27 protein-coding genes, 13 tRNA genes and 1 rRNA gene are annotated in these 24,103 nt (G+C 37.9%); 1 reads left to right on the top strand and 40 read right to left on the bottom strand.

The window, feature by feature from the left end:
* Window positions 1-69: 69 nt before the first annotated feature.
* The 25 genes from NQ540_RS06280 to NQ540_RS06400 all read right to left on the bottom strand — a co-directional run bounded on the left by NQ540_RS06280 (window position 70) and on the right by NQ540_RS06400 (window position 21,258).
* A complete protein-coding gene (locus NQ540_RS06280; protein ID WP_005605974.1) occupies window positions 70-927 on the bottom strand; it encodes a cell division protein FtsQ/DivIB in 858 nt (285 codons plus the stop codon).
* Window positions 928-945: 18 nt separating this feature from the next.
* Window positions 946-2,049: an undecaprenyldiphospho-muramoylpentapeptide beta-N-acetylglucosaminyltransferase gene (gene murG / locus NQ540_RS06285; RefSeq protein ID WP_005605976.1), complete on the bottom strand. Its 1,104-nt coding sequence runs from the start codon at window positions 2,047-2,049 to the stop codon at window positions 946-948.
* 17 nt (window positions 2,050-2,066) lie between these two features.
* A complete protein-coding gene (gene murD, locus NQ540_RS06290) occupies window positions 2,067-3,425 on the bottom strand; it encodes a UDP-N-acetylmuramoyl-L-alanine--D-glutamate ligase (RefSeq protein WP_005605978.1) in 1,359 nt (452 codons plus the stop codon).
* Window positions 3,426-3,515: 90 nt separating this feature from the next.
* Window positions 3,516-4,472, bottom strand: coding sequence for a phospho-N-acetylmuramoyl-pentapeptide-transferase (gene mraY / locus NQ540_RS06295; protein WP_005605980.1), 957 nt, complete (start codon window positions 4,470-4,472; stop codon window positions 3,516-3,518).
* Window positions 4,473-4,492: 20 nt separating this feature from the next.
* Window positions 4,493-5,986 (bottom strand): UDP-N-acetylmuramoyl-L-alanyl-D-glutamate--2,6-diaminopimelate ligase, encoded by a 1,494-nt coding sequence (locus NQ540_RS06300; RefSeq protein WP_005605982.1) that lies wholly within the window; start codon window positions 5,984-5,986, stop codon window positions 4,493-4,495.
* Between the two features lie 17 nt (window positions 5,987-6,003).
* On the bottom strand, window positions 6,004-7,791 hold the full coding sequence (locus tag NQ540_RS06305) for a peptidoglycan D,D-transpeptidase FtsI family protein (protein ID WP_005605984.1): 1,788 nt from the start codon (window positions 7,789-7,791) through the stop codon (window positions 6,004-6,006).
* On the bottom strand, window positions 7,788-8,159 hold the full coding sequence (ftsL, locus tag NQ540_RS06310) for a cell division protein FtsL (protein ID WP_005605986.1): 372 nt from the start codon (window positions 8,157-8,159) through the stop codon (window positions 7,788-7,790). The genes NQ540_RS06305 and ftsL overlap by 4 nt, the downstream gene beginning before the upstream one ends.
* A 21-nt stretch (window positions 8,160-8,180) precedes the next feature.
* Complete coding sequence (gene rsmH, locus NQ540_RS06315) at window positions 8,181-9,125, bottom strand: 16S rRNA (cytosine(1402)-N(4))-methyltransferase RsmH (RefSeq protein WP_005605987.1); 945 nt, start codon at window positions 9,123-9,125, stop codon at window positions 8,181-8,183.
* Window positions 9,126-9,139: 14 nt separating this feature from the next.
* Window positions 9,140-9,571, bottom strand: a complete 432-nt coding sequence (gene mraZ, locus NQ540_RS06320; RefSeq protein ID WP_039848828.1) for a division/cell wall cluster transcriptional repressor MraZ — start codon at window positions 9,569-9,571, stop codon at window positions 9,140-9,142.
* Window positions 9,572-9,751: 180 nt separating this feature from the next.
* Window positions 9,752-10,105, bottom strand: coding sequence for a hypothetical protein (locus tag NQ540_RS06325; RefSeq protein WP_005605989.1), 354 nt, complete (start codon window positions 10,103-10,105; stop codon window positions 9,752-9,754).
* A gap of 161 nt (window positions 10,106-10,266) precedes the next feature.
* The gene (gene rpmF, locus NQ540_RS06330) at window positions 10,267-10,446 is read right to left on the bottom strand and encodes a 50S ribosomal protein L32 (protein ID WP_005605990.1); all 180 of its coding nucleotides are present in this window, start codon (window positions 10,444-10,446) and stop codon (window positions 10,267-10,269) included.
* Window positions 10,447-10,487: 41 nt separating this feature from the next.
* Entirely contained in the window at window positions 10,488-11,042 is a 555-nt protein-coding gene (locus NQ540_RS06335) for a YceD family protein (RefSeq protein ID WP_039848829.1), read from the bottom strand.
* A gap of 91 nt (window positions 11,043-11,133) precedes the next feature.
* Window positions 11,134-12,318: a nucleotidyltransferase gene (locus tag NQ540_RS06340; protein WP_005605992.1), complete on the bottom strand. Its 1,185-nt coding sequence runs from the start codon at window positions 12,316-12,318 to the stop codon at window positions 11,134-11,136.
* Window positions 12,319-12,327: 9 nt separating this feature from the next.
* Window positions 12,328-13,068, bottom strand: a complete 741-nt coding sequence (locus NQ540_RS06345; protein WP_005605993.1) for a class I SAM-dependent DNA methyltransferase — start codon at window positions 13,066-13,068, stop codon at window positions 12,328-12,330.
* On the bottom strand, window positions 13,068-13,424 hold the full coding sequence (rsfS, locus tag NQ540_RS06350; protein ID WP_005605994.1) for a ribosome silencing factor: 357 nt from the start codon (window positions 13,422-13,424) through the stop codon (window positions 13,068-13,070). Before rsfS ends, NQ540_RS06345 begins: the two co-directional genes overlap by 1 nt.
* A 1-nt stretch (window position 13,425) precedes the next feature.
* Window positions 13,426-14,031, bottom strand: a complete 606-nt coding sequence (gene yqeK / locus NQ540_RS06355; protein ID WP_005605995.1) for a bis(5'-nucleosyl)-tetraphosphatase (symmetrical) YqeK — start codon at window positions 14,029-14,031, stop codon at window positions 13,426-13,428.
* Complete coding sequence (locus tag NQ540_RS06360; RefSeq protein ID WP_005605997.1) at window positions 14,028-14,666, bottom strand: nicotinate-nucleotide adenylyltransferase; 639 nt, start codon at window positions 14,664-14,666, stop codon at window positions 14,028-14,030. Before NQ540_RS06360 ends, yqeK begins: the two co-directional genes overlap by 4 nt.
* Window positions 14,667-14,669: 3 nt before the next feature.
* A complete protein-coding gene (gene yhbY / locus NQ540_RS06365; RefSeq protein ID WP_005605998.1) occupies window positions 14,670-14,996 on the bottom strand; it encodes a ribosome assembly RNA-binding protein YhbY in 327 nt (108 codons plus the stop codon).
* A 16-nt stretch (window positions 14,997-15,012) separates the two neighbouring features.
* Window positions 15,013-16,122, bottom strand: a complete 1,110-nt coding sequence (gene yqeH, locus NQ540_RS06370) for a ribosome biogenesis GTPase YqeH (protein WP_371829329.1) — start codon at window positions 16,120-16,122, stop codon at window positions 15,013-15,015.
* A 2-nt stretch (window positions 16,123-16,124) separates the two neighbouring features.
* Complete coding sequence (locus NQ540_RS06375) at window positions 16,125-16,643, bottom strand: YqeG family HAD IIIA-type phosphatase (protein WP_005606002.1); 519 nt, start codon at window positions 16,641-16,643, stop codon at window positions 16,125-16,127.
* Window positions 16,644-16,653: 10 nt separating this feature from the next.
* Window positions 16,654-17,550: a homoserine kinase gene (gene thrB, locus NQ540_RS06380; protein ID WP_005606004.1), complete on the bottom strand. Its 897-nt coding sequence runs from the start codon at window positions 17,548-17,550 to the stop codon at window positions 16,654-16,656.
* Window positions 17,550-18,758, bottom strand: a complete 1,209-nt coding sequence (locus NQ540_RS06385; protein ID WP_156780422.1) for a homoserine dehydrogenase — start codon at window positions 18,756-18,758, stop codon at window positions 17,550-17,552. Before NQ540_RS06385 ends, thrB begins: the two co-directional genes overlap by 1 nt.
* A gap of 76 nt (window positions 18,759-18,834) precedes the next feature.
* Entirely contained in the window at window positions 18,835-19,065 is a 231-nt protein-coding gene (locus NQ540_RS06390; protein WP_005606007.1) for a YkuJ family protein, read from the bottom strand.
* Between the two features lie 89 nt (window positions 19,066-19,154).
* Window positions 19,155-20,042 carry an NAD(P)-dependent oxidoreductase gene (locus NQ540_RS06395; RefSeq protein ID WP_005606009.1) on the bottom strand — a complete coding sequence of 296 codons (888 nt, stop codon included), beginning with the start codon at window positions 20,040-20,042 and terminating at the stop codon, window positions 19,155-19,157.
* On the bottom strand, window positions 20,023-21,258 hold the full coding sequence (locus NQ540_RS06400) for a glycosyltransferase family 4 protein (RefSeq protein WP_005606010.1): 1,236 nt from the start codon (window positions 21,256-21,258) through the stop codon (window positions 20,023-20,025). The genes NQ540_RS06395 and NQ540_RS06400 overlap by 20 nt, the downstream gene beginning before the upstream one ends.
* Before the next feature lie 194 nt (window positions 21,259-21,452).
* On the opposite strand from NQ540_RS06400, the gene NQ540_RS06405 reads away from it, so the two are divergent.
* Window positions 21,453-21,926, top strand: a complete 474-nt coding sequence (locus NQ540_RS06405; protein WP_005606012.1) for an HXXEE domain-containing protein — start codon at window positions 21,453-21,455, stop codon at window positions 21,924-21,926.
* A 75-nt stretch (window positions 21,927-22,001) separates the two neighbouring features.
* Here NQ540_RS06405 and NQ540_RS09765 read toward each other — a convergent pair whose 3' ends face one another.
* The 15 genes from NQ540_RS09765 to rrf form a co-directional block, all read right to left on the bottom strand.
* A complete protein-coding gene (locus tag NQ540_RS09765) occupies window positions 22,002-22,562 on the bottom strand; it encodes a CPBP family glutamic-type intramembrane protease (RefSeq protein WP_005606014.1) in 561 nt (186 codons plus the stop codon).
* A 164-nt stretch (window positions 22,563-22,726) separates the two neighbouring features.
* A tRNA-Leu gene (locus NQ540_RS06410) sits at window positions 22,727-22,810 on the bottom strand.
* Between the two features lie 9 nt (window positions 22,811-22,819).
* Window positions 22,820-22,890 (bottom strand) — tRNA-Cys (locus NQ540_RS06415).
* Between the two features lie 17 nt (window positions 22,891-22,907).
* A tRNA-Gln gene (locus NQ540_RS06420) sits at window positions 22,908-22,979 on the bottom strand.
* Between the two features lie 5 nt (window positions 22,980-22,984).
* Window positions 22,985-23,057 (bottom strand) — tRNA-His (locus NQ540_RS06425).
* A 16-nt stretch (window positions 23,058-23,073) separates the two neighbouring features.
* Window positions 23,074-23,144 (bottom strand) — tRNA-Trp (locus tag NQ540_RS06430).
* A 28-nt stretch (window positions 23,145-23,172) separates the two neighbouring features.
* A tRNA-Tyr gene (locus tag NQ540_RS06435) sits at window positions 23,173-23,253 on the bottom strand.
* Between the two features lie 3 nt (window positions 23,254-23,256).
* Window positions 23,257-23,329 (bottom strand) — tRNA-Phe (locus tag NQ540_RS06440).
* A 23-nt stretch (window positions 23,330-23,352) separates the two neighbouring features.
* A tRNA-Asp gene (locus NQ540_RS06445) sits at window positions 23,353-23,425 on the bottom strand.
* A 3-nt stretch (window positions 23,426-23,428) separates the two neighbouring features.
* Window positions 23,429-23,501: transfer RNA gene (locus tag NQ540_RS06450), tRNA-Met, on the bottom strand.
* A gap of 9 nt (window positions 23,502-23,510) precedes the next feature.
* Window positions 23,511-23,600: transfer RNA gene (locus NQ540_RS06455), tRNA-Ser, on the bottom strand.
* 12 nt (window positions 23,601-23,612) lie between these two features.
* Window positions 23,613-23,684 (bottom strand) — tRNA-Glu (locus NQ540_RS06460).
* Window positions 23,685-23,709: 25 nt separating this feature from the next.
* A tRNA-Ser gene (locus NQ540_RS06465) sits at window positions 23,710-23,799 on the bottom strand.
* Window positions 23,800-23,826: 27 nt separating this feature from the next.
* Window positions 23,827-23,900, bottom strand: a tRNA-Asn gene (locus tag NQ540_RS06470).
* Between the two features lie 11 nt (window positions 23,901-23,911).
* Window positions 23,912-24,027 (bottom strand): 5S ribosomal RNA (gene rrf / locus NQ540_RS06475).
* Window positions 24,028-24,103: the final 76 nt, after the last annotated feature.

Genomic DNA, 24,103 nt, shown 5'->3' on the forward strand with positions numbered 1-24,103 from the left:
TGATACTCCTTATATTTTAACACAATTACGTTCACTACAAAAAACATATGAGCGAGTTTTAAGACTTTTTTATCGAATCGTTGTATCCGGTGTAAAGTATATTCCCACTTCCATATCAACGGTTCCCTTTTTACCATTCAACTGTTTTGCAATTGATGGATAATACACTAATTTATCCCCAATATCCTTCAAATTTCCGATGACTCGATTTCCATCTTTCATCTTCAAATAAATTTTTTGGTGATTTTTAATATCGTTTGGATATTGAATTTCTTTTATCTCTCGAATAATACTACTAGAAACTTTTTCTAATTGTTTCGCTAGAGTTTTATATTGAGTTTCTTCAGTAAAATCTACTAATTCTGGATATTCTTCTGTAGAAAGAGTTGCTTCCACTTCGATTGTTTGACCATCAGCAAGAAGTTCAAATGTTTTCTCTTCCGTTTTAAAATAACCAATAGCAGGATTTTCTTCAATATTCAAACGTATTTTATTCCATGCTACTAATTCAATAGAAGCATCTTTAATTTTTGGACTGGCAGCTTTTAAAAGTGTTGCGGTACGTGTACGATTGGCTAAAATCGTCCAAATACTTTGCCCTTTGACAATTCCATCTTTCTCTTGAACTAGTTCAGCAGGAACTTGGCTTAATCCTACTACCTCAATCTCAGAAACTTTTGATAGTGGAGAAATAAAATAAATACTCCAAGCTAAACACACAATAAAAATTCCTTTTAACAGTGTTGCATTCGTAATTCCTTTTGATTCAGGCTTTTTCTTTTTAGGTTTGGGTTCTCTTTTTGGAGGTCGTACATCCTCTTTTGGAACTGTCTCTTCTACTCTAGAAGTAGGTGAGTTTTGCTGCGCTAACTCCCAAGGTGTTAATTCACGCGGAGGAGCTTTTTTTGGTGTCTTTCGATTAAACATATTCTCCTCCTTCTATCTTTATTTCACTAGAGAATGAATAATTGTTTCAAGTCTCGTTGAAGCATCGGTAATACCCAAAGCTTTGGAATTGCTGGCCATTTGTAGACGTTTTGGTTCATCTTCCATTATACGATCAATTTCTGCAACTAAACTTTGTCCATTTAAATCTTTCTCTAAAATCATAGTCGCTGCATCTTTTTCTACTAATGACATTGCATTGGCTTCTTGGTGATTTTCAGTCACATACGGACTTGGAATTAAAACGCTTGGTAATCCTAGAGCTGTTAATTCAATCAATGTTGTTGCTCCACTACGACAAACTACTAAATCTGTGTTTTGGAACATTTGCACCATATTATTAATATATGGTAAAACTGTGACATTTTGCAATGGTTTTTTCAAACTTGTAATATGATTGTTGATTTTGTCATAATGCACTTGCCCGGTCACCATGACCACTTGATAATCTTTTGCTTCTAATTCCTCTAAAGCTTCTAAGAATGATTCGTTCATTCGTAATGAGCCTCGGCTTCCCCCAAAGATTAATACAATCGGTTTTTCTTTTTTGATTCCAAGTAAATCTAGATAAGCATCATCACGAACAGCATTTGCTAGCTCTTGTCCACGAGGATTTCCTGTCATGACAACTTTATCTTCGTATTTTGCAAAATCTTTACGAACCGCATCGAAGCAAATTGCAATCTTAGACACTTTTCTTGCTAAGAATTTATTGGTGATTCCTGCTAAACTGTTTTGCTCATGAATAATCGTTGGAATTCCCATGTTTGCTGCTGCGTATAATACTGGCGCGCATACATATCCTCCAGTACCAATTACAATATCTGGTTTGAACTCTTTTACGATTTCTTTTGCTTTAAAATAGCTTGTACAGAAATACCATAATGTCTTAAAGTTTTCTAACGATAATGAACGAACGATTCCTTGAATCTTAATCGTTTTAAAATCATATCCCGCTTTTGGAACGATGGTACTTTCTAATCCGCGTTCAGTCCCTACATAAAGAAACTCTGTTGAAGGGTCCTGTTCTTTCAAATAATTCATTAAGGAAAGTGCTGGATAAATATGTCCACCCGTTCCTCCTCCTGAAACTAATACTCTCATCTTTTTTCTCCTATATATTACAGTTTCTCTACTGCTTCAATGAAACAATCACCGCGAACTTCAAAGTTAGCGAATTGATCCCAACTTGCGCATGCAGGTGAAAGCAATACAATTTCTCCCTCACGACTAGCTGCATACGCTTTTGGCACAGCTTCTTCTAATGTTTCTACTACAGTTACTGGAATCGATAATTTTTCAGCAGTCGCTTTCAACTTCTCTTTTGTTTCTCCGTAAACGACCATTTCACGGACATTTCCAAGTGATGATTCTAATTCTTCAAAACCATTCCCACGATCTAGTCCACCAGCAATCAATACAACAGATTGATTTGTAAAACTTCTTAAGGCTGTTTGTGTCGCAATGATATTTGTTGCTTTTGAATCGTTGTAGAATTTACGACCTTCAATGGTTTTCACATATTGTGTACGGTGTTTTACTCCATGGAATGAACGAACTGCTTTTTCGATTCCTTCATTGGTTGCTCCTTGTAATTTGCAAATCGCGACTGCGGCCAACACGTTTTCCACATTTTGAACGCCAGGTACTTGAATGGCTTCAATTGGCATTACGGCTTCCCCATTAAAGTAAATCGAAGTTTCATCCGTATAAGCGCCGTGTTCCAAGACCGATTTGCGGCTGAAAGGTACTAAGGTTGCTTTTGTATGGCCTTTAATAAACTCATATAATTCTGGGAAATCCGCATTGTAAACAAGGAAATCCTCTTCTGTTTGATTTTTAGTGATTTGTAATTTCGCTTTTACATACTCTTCGCGAGATCCATGATAGTCCAAATGCGCACTAAAGATATTCACGATACACGCTACTTTAGGTCGAAACGCTTCAATTCCCATTAATTGAAAACTTGATAATTCAGTGACATAAATATCTGTTTCTTTTGAATCTTCTGCCAGTTGCGATAAAGGGACTCCGATATTTCCGCAAGCAAAAGTTCTTCTTTCAGGGAAGGATTCATGTAGCATTAAGTTTGTTAATGTAGTTGTCGTGGTTTTTCCATTAGAACCTGTAATCCCAAGAACGGTTCCTTCCATGACACGTTGTGCAATTTCAATTTCAGTATAAACTGGTAACCCTTTATCAACAGCTTTGGCTACTAAAGGATTTGAATAAGGAATCCCTGGGTTTTTAACAACGAAATCCACGTCTCCATCAAGTAACTCTAGTGGATGCCCCCCAGAAACCACTTTAACCCCTTCAGCAACTAACCCTTGTGCGTCAACACTTTCTTCAAGTGGTGTTCGGTCGTTCACCGTCACATCTGCTCCTAAATGGTATAGCAATTTCGCTACATTCACTCCACTTTTAGCAAGTCCAATGACTAGTACTTTTTTATTTTCAAATGCATGTGTATTCCGCACAATGATTCCTCCAATTTTCTCTTTTTAATATGTATATGGAGAAAGGCTGGACAAAAATGGCCAGCTCTCCGTTAAAATATGTTAATTCTCTTAGAAAATAATTGCAACAATTAGCCCCGCAACGAAACCGACAGCACTAAAGACTGAAACGATTTTCACTTCTTTCCATCCACTCATTTCAAAATGATGATGAATAGGACTCATTTTAAAAATTCGTTTTCCTGTTAATTTAAACGACCCTACTTGCAGGATAACGCTAAGAGTTTCAAAAACGAAAATAATCCCAACAAGAAGTAAGGTCCATTCTTTATGAAGCATAATAGAAATAATTGCAAGTCCTGCTCCAAGAGCTAATGAACCAACATCACCCATGAAGACTTTCGCCGGTTTCCAGTTGAATAATAAGAAGCCTGCTAATCCCCCTACTACACAGAAACAAAATACAGCAATTGAATTTTGACCTGCATGAGTTGCGATAATTCCGTAAGTTGCATATGCAATAATATTTGTTGAAGTGGCTAATCCATCTAAACCATCTGTTAAATTCACTGCATTTGAAAAACCTGCAATCCAAATAATTGTGAATAACGCAAAAACAATAATACTATTTACTTCTCCAAACAACGGAAGGTAAATAAGAGGTTGGTTTCCACTAAAAAGATACAGTGCCACAAAAATTGCAGCTCCCAATAATTGAAGAGCAAATTTTTCGTGACTCTTTAATCCTTCATTTTGTTTCTTAAACACTTTAATATAATCGTCAAGAAATCCGATAGAACCAAAGAAAGCAAAGCCGATAACTCCACTTAATAATACAAAATTGAAATGACCAAAAACGGCCCCCATAATTAAACTAGATAAACTAATCATACAAAGAAAAACTAGTCCACCCATCGTTGGTGTTCCGCTTTTAGCTTTATGCCAAGATGGCCCTTCATCTAAAGTCGTTTGTCCTAACTGTTTCATTTTCATAAATTGAATAAAATGTGGTTCGGCAATTACCGTTGCTAGAAACGATAACCCGACTGCTAAAATGATTTCAATCATAATACTCTCCTTTTTCTACCCTAGTTCTTGTACCCTAGTTTTTCAAGCGCTTGAACCACCGTCTCAACTTCATTGTAAGGAATATATTCTTCGCCAATCACTTGGTAAGGTTCAACACCTTTACCCGCAAATAACAAGATATCTCCTTCTTGCGCGAGTTCTAAGGCTCGTTCTATTGCTTGTTTTCTATCATCTACACATTCATATGGAGTATTTTCGTTTTTTCTACCTGATACGATTTCAGAGTAAATTTTTTCTAAAGACTCCTGTCTAGGATTGTCTGCCGTTAAAATCACATAATCCGATTTTTCAAAAGCAATCTCTCCAAGTTCTGGCCTCATACTTGAATCCCGATTTCCTCCACTATGTCCCATAATTGTGATTACACGATTTATTTTTACTTCTTCGAGCGTTGACAACACGTTTTCTAACCCATCTGGGGTGTGAGCGAAGTCAATAATGACTTGGAATGGCTGGCCTTTTTGGATTAATTGCATTCGTCCACCTACACCAGGGAACTTGGCAATTTTTTCAATCGCCTTTCGTAAAGGAATTCCATTAACCATCGCTACTCCAAACGCCGCCAACACATTGTAAACATTAAATAATCCAATCATTGGAACCATTACAGGAATTTTTTCACCATTCACGGTTACTACAAAAGTTGTCATCGCTCCATTGCTCTCAATTTCAGTAGCTCGAATATCTGCTTCTTCACTAAAGCCATAGGAAATAATTTCAGCTGATGTAGAATATGCAAATTGCCCAAAATATTCTTGGTCACGATTTAGGATAGCTACCCGTGGCTTCTCGTTTTTAGAATGATTTCCTAATTGTGAGAATAGTAAGCTCTTAGCATGCGCATAATTTTCCATTGTTTTATGCAAATCTAAATGTTCATGCGTAAGGTTTGTAAATACCGCCACATTATAGTCAATCCCCCATACACGCCCCAATTGAAGAGCATGAGAAGAAACCTCCATAATACAGGTATCTCCACCAATTTCCTTAACCTTTTGCAATGTTTCATGCACGGTTAATATTTCTGGTGTTGTATTTCTTGTTTCAATGCGTTCCTCACCGATTTTACGATACATCGTTCCAATCAATGCTGTTGGTTTTCCTAATTCTTCTAATAAATAGTCCACCATATGGGTTACAGTCGTTTTTCCATTTGTTCCTGTAACCCCAATCATATTTAGATTCTCTGAAGGATAACCATAGAAATGATTCGCAAATAGCGTCATTACTCGAGTCACATCTTTTACATAAATCACAGGGGAATCTCCAACTTGTTCTTTAATCGGTTTGGAAGCAACAAATACATTAGCTCCTAACTCCTTTGCTTTTCCTGCAAAAAGGTGACCATCTACTGTTACTCCTTCGATACAGAAAAACATTGTATTGGGCACAACTTTACGCGAATCTTGAGCTAATTTATCTACAACGATATTTTCTAAAGAGCCTTCCACTCGTTTAATGACTAATAAATCCGCTAGTTCTTTCGCAAACATGTTCTTCCTCCTTCTTTTTACTCAGAGAGTCTTGAATATTCTAAACTTCTCTTCATTAATGGATTGAAAATTTCTTTAAGAATTGTATTTCCAGTTACAGCCACCCGAGGTTGTTTAACGGTAACATATAAAATATATTTTGGATCATTATAAGGGGCAAATCCAACTACAGAAAAAATATAGTTATTTCCATTTGAATAGTATTTACCTGTCTCTGGATTAATAATTTCAGCAGTCCCTGTCTTAGCTGCTATTTCTTCTCCGTCGATATTAAATTCATAAGCCGTCCCATTTTTCATTCGAGTTGCTTGATATAAATATTCGAGTGTTTTTTTAGCCGCCTCTGGTGAAATGACTTTTCCTAATGAGTTTACTGGATTTGGTGTTTCTTTATCGGTATTAGGCTCTGTAAAATGATCCACTAAACGTAATTTTTGCATTTGTCCACCATTAGCAATCGCAGTAAAAGCTTGCATCATTTGATACACCGTAACCGTAATCCCTTGTCCAAAACCAGTAGATAATTGTTGTAAGTAGGAATTAAATGGATTTGAACCAGATATTTCATTTGCAAATCCTGAATTAGTAGATTTACTAAATCCAAATGCTTCTAAATATTGTTTCCATTTTTCGGCACCTATCTTTTGAATAACATGAACAAAGGCCACGTTACTAGAATGGGCTAAGCCTTCTAAATAAGTTATATTTCCCCACCCTACTTTATTATAATCCCTAACTAAGTCCGTATAAATCTTTACACTTCCTGATTGATATCTTTCATTTGGATCAAAGACCCCTTCATTAATTGCTGCAGCTAAAGCTAAAACTTTCATGGTTGATCCAGGCTCATAAGCTTGATCTGTTAGAAGGTTGTTCCACTGAACATCAATTCCCTCTTTCGTCGTAGAGTTATAAGTTGGGCGTTGTGTAGCCGCTACAATATTTCCACTTTTTGGATCCACTAGCATTGCAGTCATCTGAACAGGTTGATACTGCTTATCTGCCGCGCTGACTAAAGATTCTAGGTAAGTTTGAAGTCTCTTATCCAATGTTAAAGTAATATCTTTTCCGTCTTTTGGTTGTTTGGTCACTTTCTCAGTATCTGAAATCACATATCCATTCCCATCAACCGTATATTCTACTTCTCCTGCCGTTCCAGTTAGTTGTTCATTATAAAGGCCTTCTAATCCAGTCTTTCCAACTAAAGAAATAGTCGTCTTGTGGTCAACTGTTTCCTCAACAGAATCCGTATATCCGATTAAATGAGAAGCAAAAATCCCATTTGGATAATATCTCGCTGGACTCTCTGAAAACTTAATTCCTGGAAGCTTCTCCGCTTCAATCTTATCTTTCACTTGAACCGAAAGATTTTTTCCAGCATTTCCAAATTCGACTTGAGAAACATCCTTCTGATTTAAAATCTTTACAATCTCCTCTTTAGAAAGAGAAATATGTTTCGACAACGCCTCGGCTGTTTTATTAATATCCGTTACATAATCTGGGGTTTCTGCATTTTTACTCCATTGATTGGTCAAGACTGCATAAATAGAATAATTCGTTGCATCTACCGCAATAGGACTTCCACTGGCATCATAGATTGTTCCACGTTTAGCCGCTAAAGTTCTTTTTTGATGAATTTTATCATTAATTTCTGCTCGTAAATCTACATTATGAATATTCCCTAAAACCATAATTCTAAAGAAACGTACAGAAAAAATGAGAAATAAGACACTAGCGAGTCCCATTAAAATAAAGCTCGCTCGACGCCTATTTCTCGCAATGTTATTGTTATTCGTTTTTTTCATCGTCCAACATTCCTAACATTATCTTCATTCATCTTCAAGCCTTGTTCATTTGCGATACGATTGACACGGTCGTATTGAGACAATTCTTGTGTTGATTGAAGTAAAGTATTATTTTCACGTTGAATAAGTGTTGTTTGTGATTCAATGTCCTGTAATTGTCTATTTTTATTAGCAACAATCATGCTAGCGACAATTGTCATTGTTGCTAAGAACGCTAAAACCACTCCTGAAAGAATTAAAACTTGCATTAAGTTTGCTTTTTGTTTTTCTTCAGGAATTGAAGTAACCTCTTGACCCTTACGAACTAGAGGCGTTTGCTTAGGTACGCTCACATTCAACGTGTCTACATATTTTTCTGCTAATGCCACTAGTAATCCCTTCTTTCTAAATTATCCTTTAATTTTCTCAATGACTCTTAACTTCGCACTTTGCGAACGAGAGTTTTCTGTTATTTCTTCTAAACTTGGTAAAATTGGTTTTTTATTCACCAATTGAAACGGAGCTTTTTCTTCTTCCGTTGGTAAAATCGGTAAGTTCTTCGGAGCTTTTTCAACCGTACTTTGTTGTTTAAACATTGTTTTCACGATTCTATCTTCCAATGAGTGAAAAGAGATAACACTAATTCTTCCGCCAACTGAAACTACTTCGAAGGCTTGCTCCAAGGAATCTTCTATCGCTGCTAATTCATCATTCACAGCAATACGAATCGCTTGGAAAATTCTTTTTGCAGGATGTCCTCCTTTTCTTCTTGCAGCAGCAGGAATACTATCTCGAATGATATCCACTAATTCTCCAGTTGTTTCAATTCTGTGTTGAGCACGAATACGTTCAATATTACGAGCAATTTGTTTCGAGAACTTCTCTTCTCCATAACGATAGAAAATACGAACTAATTCGTCATAGCTCCATTCATTTACAATCTCTTCTGCCGTTAACGGAGCACTTTGATCCATTCGCATATCGAGCTTTGCATTTTGATGATAACTAAATCCTCGTTCAATCTGATCAAGTTGTGGTGAAGACACTCCTAAATCGTATAGGATTCCGTCCACTTTAGAAACACCTAGTTTACCAAGTTCTATCTTTAATTGACGGAAGTTTGCGTGAATAAAAGTTACTTTTCCTTCAGAAACTTCTTTAGCAAGACGAGCCTTTGCATGTTGAATGGCTTGCATATCTTGATCAAAGCAATAAAGATGCCCTGTCGTTAATTGGCTAAGTAAGTATTGACTATGTCCCGCACCACCCAGTGTACAGTCTACGTAGATTCCGTCTGGCTTAATGGATAATGCATCTACCGTTTCATGTAGCAATACAGTGATATGTTTAAACATGGTCCCTTCCCTTTCTAAAAGCCAAAATCAATCATATTTTCGGCCAATTCCTCAAAATTCTCTTCTGTTTCAGCAATATATTCTTGCCAACGTTCTTCATTCCAAATCTCAATACGATCATTGTTTCCGATAACACGACAATTCTTTTCTAATCCCGCATACGCGCGTAACGTTTGAGAGATATTCACACGACCTTGCTTGTCAAATTCTACTTCAATCGCAGCAGAGTTCATAAAACGTGTAAAAGCACGTGCATCTTTTTTAGACTGTGGTAAGTCTCTCAATTTATTTTGAATGAGCTCCCATTGTTCGAGAGGATAACCGTATAAACAGCCATCAAGTCCACGTGTCACGATAAAGGTGAATCCTAAATCTTCACGAAATTTAGCAGGCACGATCATACGTCCTTTTGCATCAATTGTATGTTGATATTCACCGATTAACATGCAGACTCCTCCATTCCAATAATATAGTAACCATAGTTTACCACAATCCACCACTTTTCACCACTTTTTTACTAAAAAAGTTTAAAAAAAGTTTTCTCTCCCCATATAGGCTGTTTTAATGCAAAAAAAAGCTCTTTACACTTTCCGCGTAAAGAGCTTAGAACTATTGATTTTATACAATTATTTGAAGAATCTTCCAACTTGTACTAATAGGACAAGCAATCCAAAAAATAAAAACGAAATAGAAAATAATTGGTGGAGGAAAGGTCTAAGAACTAGTTTCCCTCTTTTTAATTTGAAATATAGTAATGCTAACCCAATAAGAGCAAAACCTAATGTAGCATAACTAAACCAAGAATAACCATAAACATTCACACTTGTGGTATGTAATACCAACAACAGCATTGGTGTCATAATTTCACGAATAGTTATGAAGCGAGTCTCATTATAGAAGATTCGATTTCCAAAAACGACCGTGAAGCCCACAAAACTTAAAATAAATACTAACCAAAGTACGATTTCAAAAAATAACATTGACCCACCTCCATTACTACTAGTTTACAATAGATTTCTTAAAACTCATAATATTTTTAAATGTATCAAAAATGATACAGATCATTTTTGATACATCTTGCTTCTTAACTATAAAAAGAAAAAACCTTAGACAACTGTCTAAGGTTTTGTAACGTTTATGATTATGCTTCTTTAGAAACAACTTCTTTTCCGTCGTATGAACCACACTCAGGACAAACGTGATGGCTCTTTCTTAATGCTCCACATGATGGGCATGCGCTCAATCCTGGAACTTCTAATTTGAAGTGAGTACGACGTTTTGCTTTTCTCGCTTTTGATGTTTTACGTTTTGGTACTGCCATTTTTGTACACCTCCTAATCAATCTTCTTTACATAATGCTTTTTACTTCTCAGTCTCATCCTTTTCGAAGAAAGACTGTAAAGACGCTAGCCTTGGATCAACCGATTGTTCTTTTTGTTGTTTGCGTCGCTCTTCAAGAGCTTCTTGCGTTACAACCTCCCAATCATTTCCTGAAGGCATTTTATCTTCACTCAATTCCTCTTGCGATAAGACTTGTAAAGGAATTGAAAGTAAAATATGATCTTCCACAGCGGGTTCAAGGTCAACCCAATCACCATCAAGAGGCATTACAATTTCTGTTAGCTCTTTCTCATCAACCGAGAGATGGGACGGAATGTATCTTTCCACAATATCTATGTGGAGTGGAACTACCACTGGCTCTAAAGACCTGGATGAAGGAAGTGTGATATCAACATCGCAAGTAAATTGCGCTACAACTGATTGGCTTTGATAAACAAGAAATCCTTTGATGTATGCTGGCGAAACAGCAAGAATGGAATCATCTCGTTGTTTTAAAGCCTCTTCCACATTAATTTCTGTATCAAAGTAAGTTGGAGTCCCTTGAGAATCCTGAAGTTGTTTAACTGATATTTTCACAATTTTCACCCCTAAAGCAACATACTGAATTATACTAGTTTATTGAAAGTTTGTCAAAGCTTTTTACTTTACAAGCTTGAAAATACAGAGATTAAAATCCTATCTCCTTATTCACTTGAATCGGCTTAAAGACCGTAGCAGAAATTTGCTTGGATGGATTCCAAAAATCATACAATAAATCCCAACTTTCTTGGCGTTCATCTTTATAGGCTGCGTAATTAGTTATTAAATTGAACGACTCTACTTCCCGCATATTCTTCAACCACTTTTGGCCCTTTAATGTAAACCCCAGAACTTTACCTTGATGAATCGGTGCATTCCAATAGTCTTCCATTTCCATTTTGGTTATTCCAAGTAAAACATAAACAAGGAGTCGTTGCAACCTTGCCCAGCTCCACCGTTTGTTTTTGAGATGTTGGAGACACTCCTCAATAGTCAAGGTTGTTCGAACAGCTTCCTTCAAGCGATTCTCGATTCCTTCTTCCATTTGATAAATGGCACGTAGTTCTTCGTCAGTACTTCTTAAGACGATACTCTTCAAGATTGCCCAATAAGAACTCCAATCGTTTTTGTACTCTTCTTCATCAAACTGTACATAAGACAATTGTTCTCGTAATACTTTCTCAACGCGATTCCCCTTCAGCGCTTTTCGTAAGGCTGTTCCACTGGCAAAAGCAGTTTTGTCTAACGCATCATCCAAATGTCCACTTCCTACTCTTGTAATTGGAACGATCTGCATTGGATGTTCACTCTTAGCATTTTCAACGGCGTAAGCTAGTCCCAACTGTTGATTTGGAGACTGTAAGGCTTCTGCGAGTGCACTGGCTTCTCCAAACTCTTTCACAGCGAGCTGTGTTAATTGGCTAGCAAAAGTTAGTGAACGGTTCTCTTCTACAAAACGACTAATTTCTTTTTCAATGGTATTTCGTTGAGATACCGCTACTTCAAAAAAAGCCGCATCTCCACTTTCACAACCAAAAGCTAAGAAGTGGCACCCTACCTTTTGCAAGATTTCTACTGCGCCTCTTGCGAAGAGGTCTGTTGCTTGGCAGCTGACCGCAGTCGGCATCTCAATCACAACATCCGCCCCGTTTTGAAGCGCGACTTCTGCACGACTCCATTTCTGTTCGATAGCAGGTTCACCACGTTGCACCCAGTTACCGCTCATCACGACAACAATAACATCCGCACCCGTTTTTTCGCGTGCTTGTTCTAACAGATAAGCATGGCCTTGATGAAATGGATTAAATTCAGCAATTACTCCACATACTTTCATACATAAGCCTCATTTCACCGCTTGGAAGAACCAACGCGGACTCGTTTCTTGGACTTGGCTTCTTCCAAAGTCAGCCGTCACCATAATATCGGTAAAACCCACCATCTCTAGTGCGGCTTTAACCATTTCAATAGGGAAAGTTTGCTCTTCATGCACTTCTTGGAAATGCTCATACAAGTTGCCATCTTCTTGTTTAATATACATATCGATGACGTGTTCCACGCTACCTGGCTCGTCTAACTCATAGCTTTGCCATAGAAACGCAAAATCATCTTCCACAAAATGATATTGGTATCCTGGGAAAACTTCTTGCATTTGATGCAGTGAATGAACATCGAAGAGGAAAATTCCACCCTCTTCTAAGTGGTCGTATACCGCTTCAAATACCGAAACGACATCTTCAAAGTCTGTTAAATAACAGAGTGAATCTGAAAACAGCGTTACTGCATCGGTTGTCGGTACCTCTTCCAATACTCGCATATCCGCTTGAAGCCATTTGATATGTCTACCTTGCGCTTTCTTTTCAGCAATCTCTAACATATTTTTGGATAAATCAACGCCAATGACTTCGTATCCTTTATCGTCAAGACGCATAGATACTTCTCCTGTCCCGCAAGCAAGTTCCATCACTTTACGAACCGGTCTTTTGGCACTATGCGAAAAAGAACGAACTGCATAGTCCGTCCATTCATCGTAGAGTTGTTGATCCATCACTTGGTCATATACATGAGCAAATTTTTGATAGTTCATTAGTTTTCACTCACAATATTCACGATTGGTGCATCGCTCCATAATTTTTCTAAATTATAGAATTCGCGATCAGCATAATAGAATACATGGACAATGACATCATTTAAGTCCATCAAGATCCATTTACCACCATCTTTACCTTCGATACTTCTTACTTCGAAGCCTTCTTTTTCAACCGCTTCTTCTACAGCATCGACAATCGCTTGTACTTGTTTTTCGTTTTTACCGTGTGTAATCACGAAATATTCTGCAACTGGTGTAAGACTTGCTACATCTAGTGCAACCACTTCTTGTGCTAACTTGTCTTCACAAGCATCTAAAACAACTTGTAATAATTTTTTACTGGTATGTTCCATTCTATTCTCCTTTTCTTTGTTTCAAATAATGATTATAAACTTCTATTGTTTTTGGAAAAATACTAACTTCTTTTTCCAATAAAAATTCCAATGTATGCTTCAATAAATAAAAGACCGCATCATCAATATTCTTCGCAGCGATTTCTCTTGCAACATCCACACCTGGATAATCTCTTCCGTCTTCGATTGCATCTGCCACAAAGAGACACTTAGAAAGAAGACTCATTTGAAGCCCTCCAATTGTATGCTCACGAATGGCATCAAGTAATTCTTCAGCCTTTACTCCGCATAGGTTTGAAATCAAATACGCTCCAATCGGCCCGTGTAGAATTTCAGAACCTTCATGATGATACATTTCAGGAAGTCCAATTTCTTTGGCAAGAGCTTGCTGTTTTTCCACTGGGATTTCTTTAGCATAATCATGCGCTAATCCCACAAACGCAGCAGCCTTCTCATCGACGCCGTAAAGCTTTGCTAATTCCAATATTTTTCGTTCGACACGCAGGCAGTGTTGATATCTCTTGTCGCTCATATTTGACTGGACATGAGACAACAACTCTTCTCTTGTCATCGTTGTATAAGGTTCAAAGCTCTTTACTTCGCTCATTCTAAATACAACCCCTTTTCGGCAATATAGGCTTCCACTAATTCTGGCACCAAATATTTAATGCTTTGTTGGAATAAGACATTTTTTCGAATTTGTGTTGAACTAATATCCATCTTCGGTGCTGTAATCCATAGGACTGGATATGGCGTTTCTTTTTCATATCCTGGACGTTCAACCCCGACAAATTGTACTTCATGAACTAATTCATCCACTCTATGCCATGTCGGTAAATAATCCACCATATCTCCACCAATAATAAAGTAATATTCCGTATTCGGATTTTGTCTCTTTAAGAGTTGAATCGTGTCATACGTATAACTCTTCTCATTACGCTCGAGTTCAATTGTCTCAATATCAAAATAAATATTATCTTGAATCGCAAGGCGTGTCATTTCCACACGGGTACTTGCATCAATGGTCTTTTTCTCATCCACATGTGGCGGAATATGACTTGGTAAAAAGTACACCTTGTCTAAGCCTAATTGCACACGTGCTTGTTCAGCCATAATTAAATGTGCAATATGTGGCGGATTGAAACTACCTCCGATAAGCCCTACGCGTTCTACCGGCATTTCTTCACCGAATTTTTCAGTTTTGTTTAATGTCTCAGAAAAAATATTGAGTTCAGCAACCATTGTCTATCGACCTCTTTTTTTGAATTCTGCAAATCGTACTGAAAGATCTCTATGTTTTGGATTTCGTGCTTCTTTATATAACACAATCGTATGGCCAATCACTTGAATAATGGTACTCCCAGTCGCTTCTGCAATTGTTTCGGCAGCTTCTTGGGGCTCCTCTAATGTATTTTGCAATAAAGTCACTTTAATCAATTCGCGTTTCTCAACAGCGTTTTGAATTTGATGAATCATCTCTTCGCTAAGTCCGCCTTTCCCGATTTGGAAAATTGGCTTCAACGAATGTGCTTCTTTTTTGAAGAACTGTCTTTCTTTCCCTTTTAATTCCATGAAAGCTCTCCTTTCTCTAAATAATAGATTGACGTTGAATCACGTCAACTTCTTTTGGACTCCATACAGATACCGTACCTGGTTTTTGAATCGTTACCCAGCCAAGCCCTGCAATCACTAAGTCCGTTTTCTCTTTAATCGTAAATGTCTTCTTCACTAGTTTTGGATACAATTTCATATTGTCTCCTGTTGGCGGCGTTAGAAGTGTTCCTGCATGTTTTGCATAAAACTCAGTCGCCTTCTCCAACTTCGTGCGATGCAAATCGATTGTTTGCGGTGTATAGAAGGTAAATGAGTTTCGTTCTCCTTGTTCGTAATCGACACGAATCAAACCACCGATAAAAATCGTTTGCTCGCTATTTAATTGGAATGTCTTTGGTTGTAACTCTTTTTGCGGTAAGACTTTCTTCATTTCTTTTTCCGCTAAGTAGTGAGTAATTTGATGACGGTGAATAATCCCCGGTGTATCCACTAATGAAGAATGTTCATCAAATGGAATATCAATTTGTCCAAGCGTTGTTCCTGGATATTGAGAGGTTGTAATCACTTCTCCTGTTTCACCAATACTTTGAATCAACTTATTAATGAGTGTTGATTTTCCTACATTCGTTACTCCTACGACATACGCATCCTTACCTTTACGGTATTCGTTAATCTTCTCTAGCAATTCGTCAATTTGAATCCGTTTATGACCGCTCACAAGAAGGGTATCGACTGGTTTAATGCCGTACTCTTTTGCATGGCGTTCAATCCATGCTTTCAGACGATTACGGTTTACCGATTTTGGATATAAGTCCACCTTGTTGGCTACAAATAAAATTGGATTATCGCCCACAAAGCGTTTCAATCCTGAGATCATACTTCCGTATAAGTCGAATAAATCAACCACAAACACAACTAGCGCATCTTCATCGGCGATACTACTTAACATCTTCAAGAAATCATCGTCTGTTAAAGATGCCGGTTGCAACTCATTATAATTACGGAGTCTAAAACAACGTTGGCAATAGAGAGGGCATTCACTTTCCAGCATTTTATTTAATGCACTTTGAGGTGTGTATCCCGTTCCTTTTGGATCTTCCGTTTGGATTGTTGCTCCACATCCAATACATACATACTGTTCCATGATTAATCCTCCTCCCATTTCTTATGATAGGACGCACCTTGTGTTACTACAAAAATTCCTTTTTCAAAGAAACGATTGATTTTTGTTTTCCAAGCATCGCTCTCTTTTCTAGGTTTTACGATAATGGTTCTAACTCCAAAAGTATTCGCCCCTAGAATATCTGTCAATAATTGGTCGCCAACCATGACTGTTTTTGATTTATCAAACTCCAGTAATTGTTGTGCCTCTTTGAACCCTTTGTGCAGTGGTTTCAAGCCAGGATACACATATGGGACATCCAACTTTTCAGCAGCATCTTTGATACGATGTTCATTATTATTCGATACAAGAACAATCTTGATGCCTGCTTCTTTTAATGAACGTACCCAGTCAAGTAAGTTTTCATCGATTTCTTTTTCGTCCCAGCCAATCAGTGTATTATCTAAATCGGTTAAGACAACTTCGATTCCATTCTCCTGTAAGAAAGGAACGGTAATCTCTTGAAAGGTCTTTTTAAACCACGTTGGTTTGAATAGTGCCATAGTTCTCCTTCTACTTTACGTAAACGCCTTGCGCATCAATTTCAAGCACACGAATTGTGCAATCTTTCAGCGTTGTTTCTAAATACTTTTCTAATGTTTTTACAAAACGATCGACTTGTTCTTTATGAACAAACGTCATCACCGTTGGGCCTGCCCCACTTAAGTAAGTCCCGCATGTATCAAGACCTTCATTTTTTGTAATCGTACGAACCTCTTCCATCCAAGGAACAAGCGTTGAACGATACGTTTCATGGAACAAATCTTTTTCTACAATTGATGAAATGACTTTCCAATCTTCGACCATCAATCCAGCTACTAATACATTACTACGGCTACTTGCTTCTACTGCCTCACCGTATGCTAGCGAACTTGGCAGTACGCCACGGCTCTTCTTCGTTGATAATTGAACGTTTGGAATCACAGCGACCATTGCAATCGATGCTTCTACATTTTTATGAACCGTCAACACTTCTTTCGTGTGAGTATCATAAGTAGCGACAACGACGCCTCCTAAGATAGCTGGTGCCACATTGTCAGGATGCCCTTCGAAAAGGGTTGCCCATTTGACTTTTTCGTCGTTAGTTAACTGTAAGTTGCCTAATACATTGGCTAATTCGATTCCGGCAACAATCGCGCTCGAACTACTTCCAAGGCCTCTTGTTAAAGGAATCTCGCTTTCGCATACGAGTTTATGCGGTGCTAATGTTGGGCAAACTTTTAAAGCAGTCTCGATAATTAAGTTTTCTTCATTTGTGGGAATTTCTTCTCCAAACGGATGTGTAATTACCCATTCGCTAGAAGGTTCTTCTACGTGAAGCGTCAAATATAAATTCACTGCAATCCCAAGTGAATCGAATCCTAGTCCGATATTGGCTGAAGTTGCTGGAACTTTAATTGTTAATGCCATTATGCTTCCTCCAAGATTGGATAAATAGCGACTTCATTTAGTTGAGCAAAAGCTTCTTTTACTTTAGCTAACTCACTAGCTGTTAAAGCTGTATAGCGAACTCCGAATTCACCTTGGCTGTTTGATACAATTTCTCCATTGAACGGAGCTTCTTCCAAGTTTCCTTTTCCATATACGAAATAAGAACTTGTCGCAGCCTCTGGACTGAATTCCACTAATGGGCTTTCTACACGGCCAAAAGTTTCCACCGCACTACCGTTACCTTTGCGACGAAGTACTTCCACTACGTCTGCTAAGACACTTGTTGCTGTTGGAAGGGAGCCTGCTCCTTTTCCGTAGAATAAAACTTCATCGACTGCATTTCCTGTTACAGAAATCGCATTGTTTTCATAATGAACTTGCGCTAGTAAATGATTTGCTGGTACAAAAGTTGGTGCTACCTCAAGCGAAACTTTTTCGCCATCGCTAAGAGCTTTTGCTAGAAGTTTGATTGCATACCCATTCTCAGAAGCCATCTTCATATGAGAAGTTGTGACTCCAGAAATTCCGGTTTTAGCTACTTCATCAAAAGCAACATTTACGCCAAAAGCTAAACGAGTCAAAATCATTAATTTATAAGCTGCATCATGCCCTTCCACGTCGCTTGTTGGATCCGCTTCAGCAAAGCCTTTTTCTTGAGCAATCTTTAATGCTTCTTCGTAGCTGAGTCCTTCTTTTTCCATAGAACTTAAAATGAAGTTTGTTGTCCCGTTGACGATACCAACAATCGATTCCACATCATTCGTTTCAAAATGTTGCACCATCGGACGAAGAACTGGAATTCCACCGCCAACACTTGATTCATAGTACAAGTACACATCTTCTAATTTAGCGAGTGTTGTCAATTCAACTCCATGAACAGCAATTAAATTTTTATTGGCTGTTACAACTGATTTTTTCGCTAATAAGCAGGCTTTCACATAATCATATGCGGTTGTGATTCCGCCCATCACTTCAACTACTAATTCGATTTCTGGATCCTTAGTGATATCGTTAATATTGTTTGTAAATACAACATCTGTTTGTTGCATCAACTCTGGTTCACGAACTAAAGCCGTCTTAATCTCGATTTTCTCTGGAAGTACTCGCTCTAATTTTGCTACATTTGTTTTCAAAATATTATAAACACCGCTACCAACAGTGCCAAATCCTAATAATGCAATTTTCATTTGTTCATCCTTACCTTTTATATTGAAAAGCCACAGCACAGACACTCTGCGCCGTGGCTTTACTCACAGTTAATTTTTAATCTTGTAACATTTCAAAGATTTCAATTGTCACTAAATCAATATCATCAAATTGGAATGTTTGATTTGTTTCTACGTCTTCTAATTCAAAACTATTTGCTTCATGATTAAAAGTAACGATAGCTTTCTCAACGCCATCCTTTTCAAAACGACGCACCTCAATCTCAGAATCTTGTGCTGCCATTGTTTGCAGACGTTGAACAATTGCCACCAATTGTGAAGGTTTCATATAATTACTACCCCTTTCAAACTTTCTTCCATTATTCTACCATAAAACCCATCTTTGATAGTAAGAATAACCATTCTTTTAAGAGAATTTTATTCAGTTGGTAAATTCCAATATAATTTGATTAAAGCTTGGGTACCATCATCTGCAAAGCCATCATCACAGAGCGTTTCGTAGAGTTTTTTTGCTTGTAAAGTAGCTGGTAAAAATAGACGCATTCTCTCTGCTTCATCAAGTGCAATTCCTAAATCTTTAAGGAAATGTTTTGCAAAGAATCCTGGAGAATAATCTTCTTTTAAAATGCGAGGTCCATAATTTGAGAGTGACCAGTTGGCCGCACTTCCTGCACCAACTGTTTGTAATACCTTATCCAAATCAAGTCCTGCAGCTTTTGCATAAACGAGCATCTCTGTTAAACCTGTCATCGTTCCTGCAATCATAATTTGATTAGCCATTTTTGTATGTTGCCCAGCACCTGCAGTTCCTTGCAACGTAATCGTCTTAGAGAAGCAATCCAATACTGGATATACTTTTTCTAATGTTTCCTCTGTCCCACCAACCATTATAGAAAGAGTTCCGTTTTTTGCACCAAGATCTCCACCTGAAACAGGTGCGTCTAGAGCCTCCCACGAACGACTAGTAGCTTCTTCTGCGATGCGTTTAGCAAGAGTTGGGGTACTTGTTGTAAGATCTACTACAACAAGATGCTCCTTCGTAGACTTGAAGATTCCTTGTTCACCGAAGTACACTTCTTCTACATCTTTTGGATAGCCTACAATTGTTAAAACCACATCCGATTGATTAGCAACTTCAGTAGGTGTATCAGCCCAAATCGCTCCTTCTTCAAGAAGGTCTAATGCTCTTTCTTTCGTACGATTGTACACTACAACATTATATTTTTTTAGCAAATGGCGAATCATGGATTTCCCCATCACGCCAGTGCCAACAAAGCCTACTGTATTAATTTTCATTTTCTTCATCCTTTAACTCACTTGTTGATAAACGTAAAAATTTCATCAGATTCATAATGTTATGCGAATGTTCTTGATTCCATTGATAGCCGTTAATCGCAGCTTCGTAGAAATCTACAATTCTTTCTCCAAATGTTTCAGAAGAAATTTCCGATAATAATTGGTCTTGTAATACTGATACTTCCGCTTCATTACCTAGTTGAGTTTCTATATACTCTAAGACACAATTCGCAATATCTGCGTCTGTTTCAAATAACATTCCTAAAGCATCTGCTGTAATAAGGCTGCTTAAATAATCATTCTTCTTAGCGATTACTGGAACACGGTTAACAAGTGCCTCTAGGTACGTTAATCCTTGACTTTCTGATTCAGAAGCATTCACGTAAAGATCTGCCATTTGATAATACTTATAGACCATTTCGTTTTTTATTTCGCCCACAAATTGAACAAAATCGTTCATGCCAAGTTCCGCCACTTGCGCTTCGAGCTTCTCTCTTTCAGGTCCGCCACCAGCAATACATAAGCGTACATTTGGCTTACTTGCTATGATAGCTGGTAACGCAGCAATCACTGCAGCGATATTCTTCTCTTGAGACAAACGACTGAGTGATAGTAATACCACTTCATCATCTGAATACCCCAGCTCACTTCTTAAAGTTTTCGCTATATCTGGTTCTTGCGGAGGAACAACGACTCCAGTTGGAATCACTCGAACTTCCTGAAGCACTCCATATTCAAGTAGCTTATCTTTTGTCATTTGACTAGGAGCAACTACTCCACTTGTTTGATTACAAAACGCTTTAGAGATATACGCCACATGACTTGGACGTAGCACTTTACCTTTTGCAATGTAGTGTAAATATTTTTCATACATTGTATGGTACGTATGAATCGTTGGAATCTTCAACATAGCAGCAATTAGTTTGCCTGCTAACCCAAGGCTAAACTCAGTTTGCGTATGAATGATATCCAATTCATTTTCTTTCGCAATTCGATAAGCCTTCCCCAGCCCTTGAATCGCAACTCGACGATCCTTGAACGCAAAAAAAGGAACACTACCTAATCGTACAATATTTTCTTCTGGCTCAGTCACTTTTGGATCAGTAGTTGTAAAAATAATGACCTTATGCCCTTGTCTTTCTAAATCTTCTTTTAGTACTCGAATTGAAGTAGCAACCCCACTCACTTGTGGAAAGTACGTATCTGTAAATATACCGACTCGCATACTTACCTCCTTAAATTTGAAATATAAATATTTCTACTATCTCTTCTATTATAAACGATACAAACAATAGTGTCACTAATAGCTGATAAATTAACCATTTTAAGTAGTAGAAAATGTCAATATTTCATAACAGGTTCCATTTCTTGGTATAATATTCAACATAAAACAAACTTTTAATAAAGAAGGTTCACATTATGGATTCAATCGCGTTCTATTTACTTTTTCCTAGCTTATTTATGATTCACGAAATGGAAGAGATTCTTCTTATGCCCTCATTTATGTCCTCTATGGTTGAACATCCAAAATTTAAAAATTTCAAGGAACTCTATTCTCCTTTTAAGTTTAACCTAATCGTCTTAGAGGAATTTCTAATTCTTTTAGCTTTTCTAGCCTATAGTTTTTATGTGGGTGATTTTACAATTTATCAAACAATCATCATCGCATATAACTATCACATTGTAATCCATGTACTCCAAAGTCTTTATCTAAAAAGATATGTACCTGGTCTTTTGAGTGGAATCGTAACAGGATTATGTTGTTCAATATGGATTCATCAACTATTACAAAACCCTTTCCAACTCTACTTTTCTTCCATCCTCACACTACTTATTATTCTTCTCAATCTAGCCCTCTGTTTTAAATTACTAAATGCCTTTAATAAAAAATAGTACAGTCTAAAAAGCCCAACGATACTTTTTCGTTGGGCTTTCGTGTTTCATAAATTAAAAACATATCTAAGATGATTATTTTCTATAAATAACGGTTATATTCATCATCATATGAAGAAGAATAGAATTTAGAACTGAACCAGATTGTTCCCTTAAAAGGAAAAGCAAACTCGACATACATAGAAAATAAATGATGCTCTTAAAGTCAAAAGCAAAATGGAAAAAGATAAAGATGATCGTTCCCAGTATATAAGAAACCAAAACATAATCAGAATTATAAGCAATTTCTCTACAAATCACTTCTTCAATAATAGGTGAAAGAAGAATCGCTGAAACTTTTGTATGCAAAGGATAATGACTATTATCCTTTTTTGTAAATAAAAAAATAAATAAGAGAGTAAACAATCCGAAAAAGAAAAGAGATACAAAGTTTACTGATAAAGACAATAAATTCAAAATATTTGCATATATTAGTAGCACTATGAAAACAATTGTTTTAAAAAGATCTCTTATAATCTTTAAAAGTTCTAATGAAGTCTTCTTTCTTTTCAAAACAGAATATAGCACTTGCGAGAAAAAAAGGATTATAAAATAAAGAAGTAACGAAATAAATGTATAGTATGTTATTTCGAACATAGAACTGGTAAACTACCCTTCTCAAAATTAGAATATCTGATTCAATAGTAAAACAAAGCAGACTTCACATCAACTTATGCCACTATACAAAATGAGTTTAAATGGTTATACTCATCATTAAAACAAAAAAAGACAAGGTCTTAGAAACCTTGTCTTTACACATATACCGGCGGCCGGGGTCGAACCGGCACGCCCTCGCGGGCACTGGATTTTGAGTCCAGCGCGTCTGCCAATTCCGCCACGCCGGCATATCAGGAAGGCGGTAACCGGATTTGAACCGGTGATGAAGGTTTTGCAGACCTCTGCCTTACCACTTGGCTATACCGCCATCAAACTATAAAAAAACTGGGGTAGCTGGATTCGAACCAACGAATGACGGAGTCAAAGTCCGTTGCCTTACCGCTTGGCTATACCCCAAGATAGGCGACCGAGGGGAATCGAACCCCCGAATGTCGGTGCCACAAACCGATGCGTTAACCACTTCGCCACGGTCGCCATAATATTAAAGTAACAGGGGTAGCAGGAATCGAACCCACACTAACGGTTTTGGAGACCGCTGTTCTACCTTTAAACTATACCCCTAAATAGTTTGAAATTCAACTCCAAAAAATGGAGGGGGGCAGATTCGAACTGCCGAACCCGAAGGAGCGGATTTACAGTCCGCCGCGTTTAGCCACTTCGCTACCCCTCCATATGGCTCGGGACAGAATCGAACTGCCGACACCTTGAGCTTCAATCAAGTGCTCTACCAACTGAGCTACCGAGCCTAGCGAATATTATATTCATCTAACGGTCCCGACGGGAATCGAACCCGCGATCTCCTGCGTGACAGGCAGGCATGTTAACCCCTACACCACGGAACCTAATTGCGGGAGTAGGACTCGAACCTACGACCTTCGGGTTATGAGCCCGACGAGCTGCCAACTGCTCCACCCCGCGATAATATTAAGGAGGATAAGGGATTCGAACCCTTGCACGCTTTTACACGCCTGACGGTTTTCAAGACCGTTCCCTTCAGCCGGACTTGGGTAATCCTCCATAAAAAAATAATGACCCGTACGGGACTCGAACCCGTGTTACCGCCGTGAAAGGGCGGTGTCTTAACCGCTTGACCAACGGGCCATAGTAACAAAAACAATCATACAAATGGAGAGTAAGGGATTCGAACCCTTGAGACAGGGTTAACCGTCTACACGATTTCCAATCGTGCTCCTTCGGCCAGCTCGGACAACTCTCCGAGTTTCCAAACATTTATATGAATGAACTCCGCCAGTAGGACTCGAACCTACGACATCATGATTAACAGTCATGCGCTACTACCAACTGAGCTATGGCGGAAAATTAATAAAGCGTGGCAACGTCCTACCCTCGCAGGGAGAAACCCCCAACTACTATCGGCGCTAAGAAGCTTAACTTCTGTGTTCGAGATGGGAACAGGTGTATCCTTCTTGCCATCGTCACCACACTTTATTTCTGAAAAAACTTTCGTTCTTTCAAAACTGAATCTATATCCAACTCCATCAATCTACCAGCTATACAAC

Origin of the sequence: Granulicatella adiacens ATCC 49175 (assembly GCF_025150565.1) — a bacterium.
GTDB classification, from domain to species: domain Bacteria; phylum Bacillota; class Bacilli; order Lactobacillales; family Aerococcaceae; genus Granulicatella; species Granulicatella adiacens.

Bases quoted from the DNA above. Each gene is read 5' to 3' on its own strand.
- NQ540_RS06280 (WP_005605974.1), bottom strand. From the start codon at position 927: ATGTTTAATCGAAAGACACCAAAAAAAGCTCCTCCGCGTGAATTAACA.
- murG (WP_005605976.1), bottom strand. From the start codon at position 2,049: ATGAGAGTATTAGTTTCAGGAGGAGGAACGGGTGGACATATTTATCCA.
- mraY (WP_005605980.1), bottom strand. From the start codon at position 4,472: ATGATTGAAATCATTTTAGCAGTCGGGTTATCGTTTCTAGCAACGGTA.
- NQ540_RS06300 (WP_005605982.1), bottom strand. From the start codon at position 5,986: ATGTTTGCGAAAGAACTAGCGGATTTATTAGTCATTAAACGAGTGGAA.
- NQ540_RS06305 (WP_005605984.1), bottom strand. From the start codon at position 7,791: ATGAAAAAAACGAATAACAATAACATTGCGAGAAATAGGCGTCGAGCG.
- rsmH (WP_005605987.1), bottom strand. From the start codon at position 9,125: ATGTTTAAACATATCACTGTATTGCTACATGAAACGGTAGATGCATTA.
- mraZ (WP_039848828.1), bottom strand. From the start codon at position 9,571: ATGTTAATCGGTGAATATCAACATACAATTGATGCAAAAGGACGTATG.
- NQ540_RS06325 (WP_005605989.1), bottom strand. From the start codon at position 10,105: ATGTTATTTTTTGAAATCGTACTTTGGTTAGTATTTATTTTAAGTTTT.
- rpmF (WP_005605990.1), bottom strand. From the start codon at position 10,446: ATGGCAGTACCAAAACGTAAAACATCAAAAGCGAGAAAAGCAAAACGT.
- NQ540_RS06340 (WP_005605992.1), bottom strand. From the start codon at position 12,318: ATGAAAGTATGTGGAGTAATTGCTGAATTTAATCCATTTCATCAAGGC.
- NQ540_RS06345 (WP_005605993.1), bottom strand. From the start codon at position 13,068: ATGAACTATCAAAAATTTGCTCATGTATATGACCAAGTGATGGATCAA.
- rsfS (WP_005605994.1), bottom strand. From the start codon at position 13,424: ATGGAACATACCAGTAAAAAATTATTACAAGTTGTTTTAGATGCTTGT.
- yqeK (WP_005605995.1), bottom strand. From the start codon at position 14,031: ATGAGCGAAGTAAAGAGCTTTGAACCTTATACAACGATGACAAGAGAA.
- NQ540_RS06360 (WP_005605997.1), bottom strand. From the start codon at position 14,666: ATGGTTGCTGAACTCAATATTTTTTCTGAGACATTAAACAAAACTGAA.
- yhbY (WP_005605998.1), bottom strand. From the start codon at position 14,996: ATGGAATTAAAAGGGAAAGAAAGACAGTTCTTCAAAAAAGAAGCACAT.
- yqeH (WP_371829329.1), bottom strand. From the start codon at position 16,122: ATGGAACAGTATGTATGTATTGGATGTGGAGCAACAATCCAAACGGAA.
- NQ540_RS06375 (WP_005606002.1), bottom strand. From the start codon at position 16,643: ATGGCACTATTCAAACCAACGTGGTTTAAAAAGACCTTTCAAGAGATT.
- thrB (WP_005606004.1), bottom strand. From the start codon at position 17,550: ATGGCATTAACAATTAAAGTTCCAGCAACTTCAGCCAATATCGGACTA.
- NQ540_RS06385 (WP_156780422.1), bottom strand. From the start codon at position 18,758: ATGAAAATTGCATTATTAGGATTTGGCACTGTTGGTAGCGGTGTTTAT.
- NQ540_RS06390 (WP_005606007.1), bottom strand. From the start codon at position 19,065: ATGAAACCTTCACAATTGGTGGCAATTGTTCAACGTCTGCAAACAATG.
- NQ540_RS06395 (WP_005606009.1), bottom strand. From the start codon at position 20,042: ATGAAGAAAATGAAAATTAATACAGTAGGCTTTGTTGGCACTGGCGTG.
- NQ540_RS06400 (WP_005606010.1), bottom strand. From the start codon at position 21,258: ATGCGAGTCGGTATATTTACAGATACGTACTTTCCACAAGTGAGTGGG.
- NQ540_RS06405 (WP_005606012.1), top strand. From the start codon at position 21,453: ATGGATTCAATCGCGTTCTATTTACTTTTTCCTAGCTTATTTATGATT.
- NQ540_RS09765 (WP_005606014.1), bottom strand. From the start codon at position 22,562: ATGTTCGAAATAACATACTATACATTTATTTCGTTACTTCTTTATTTT.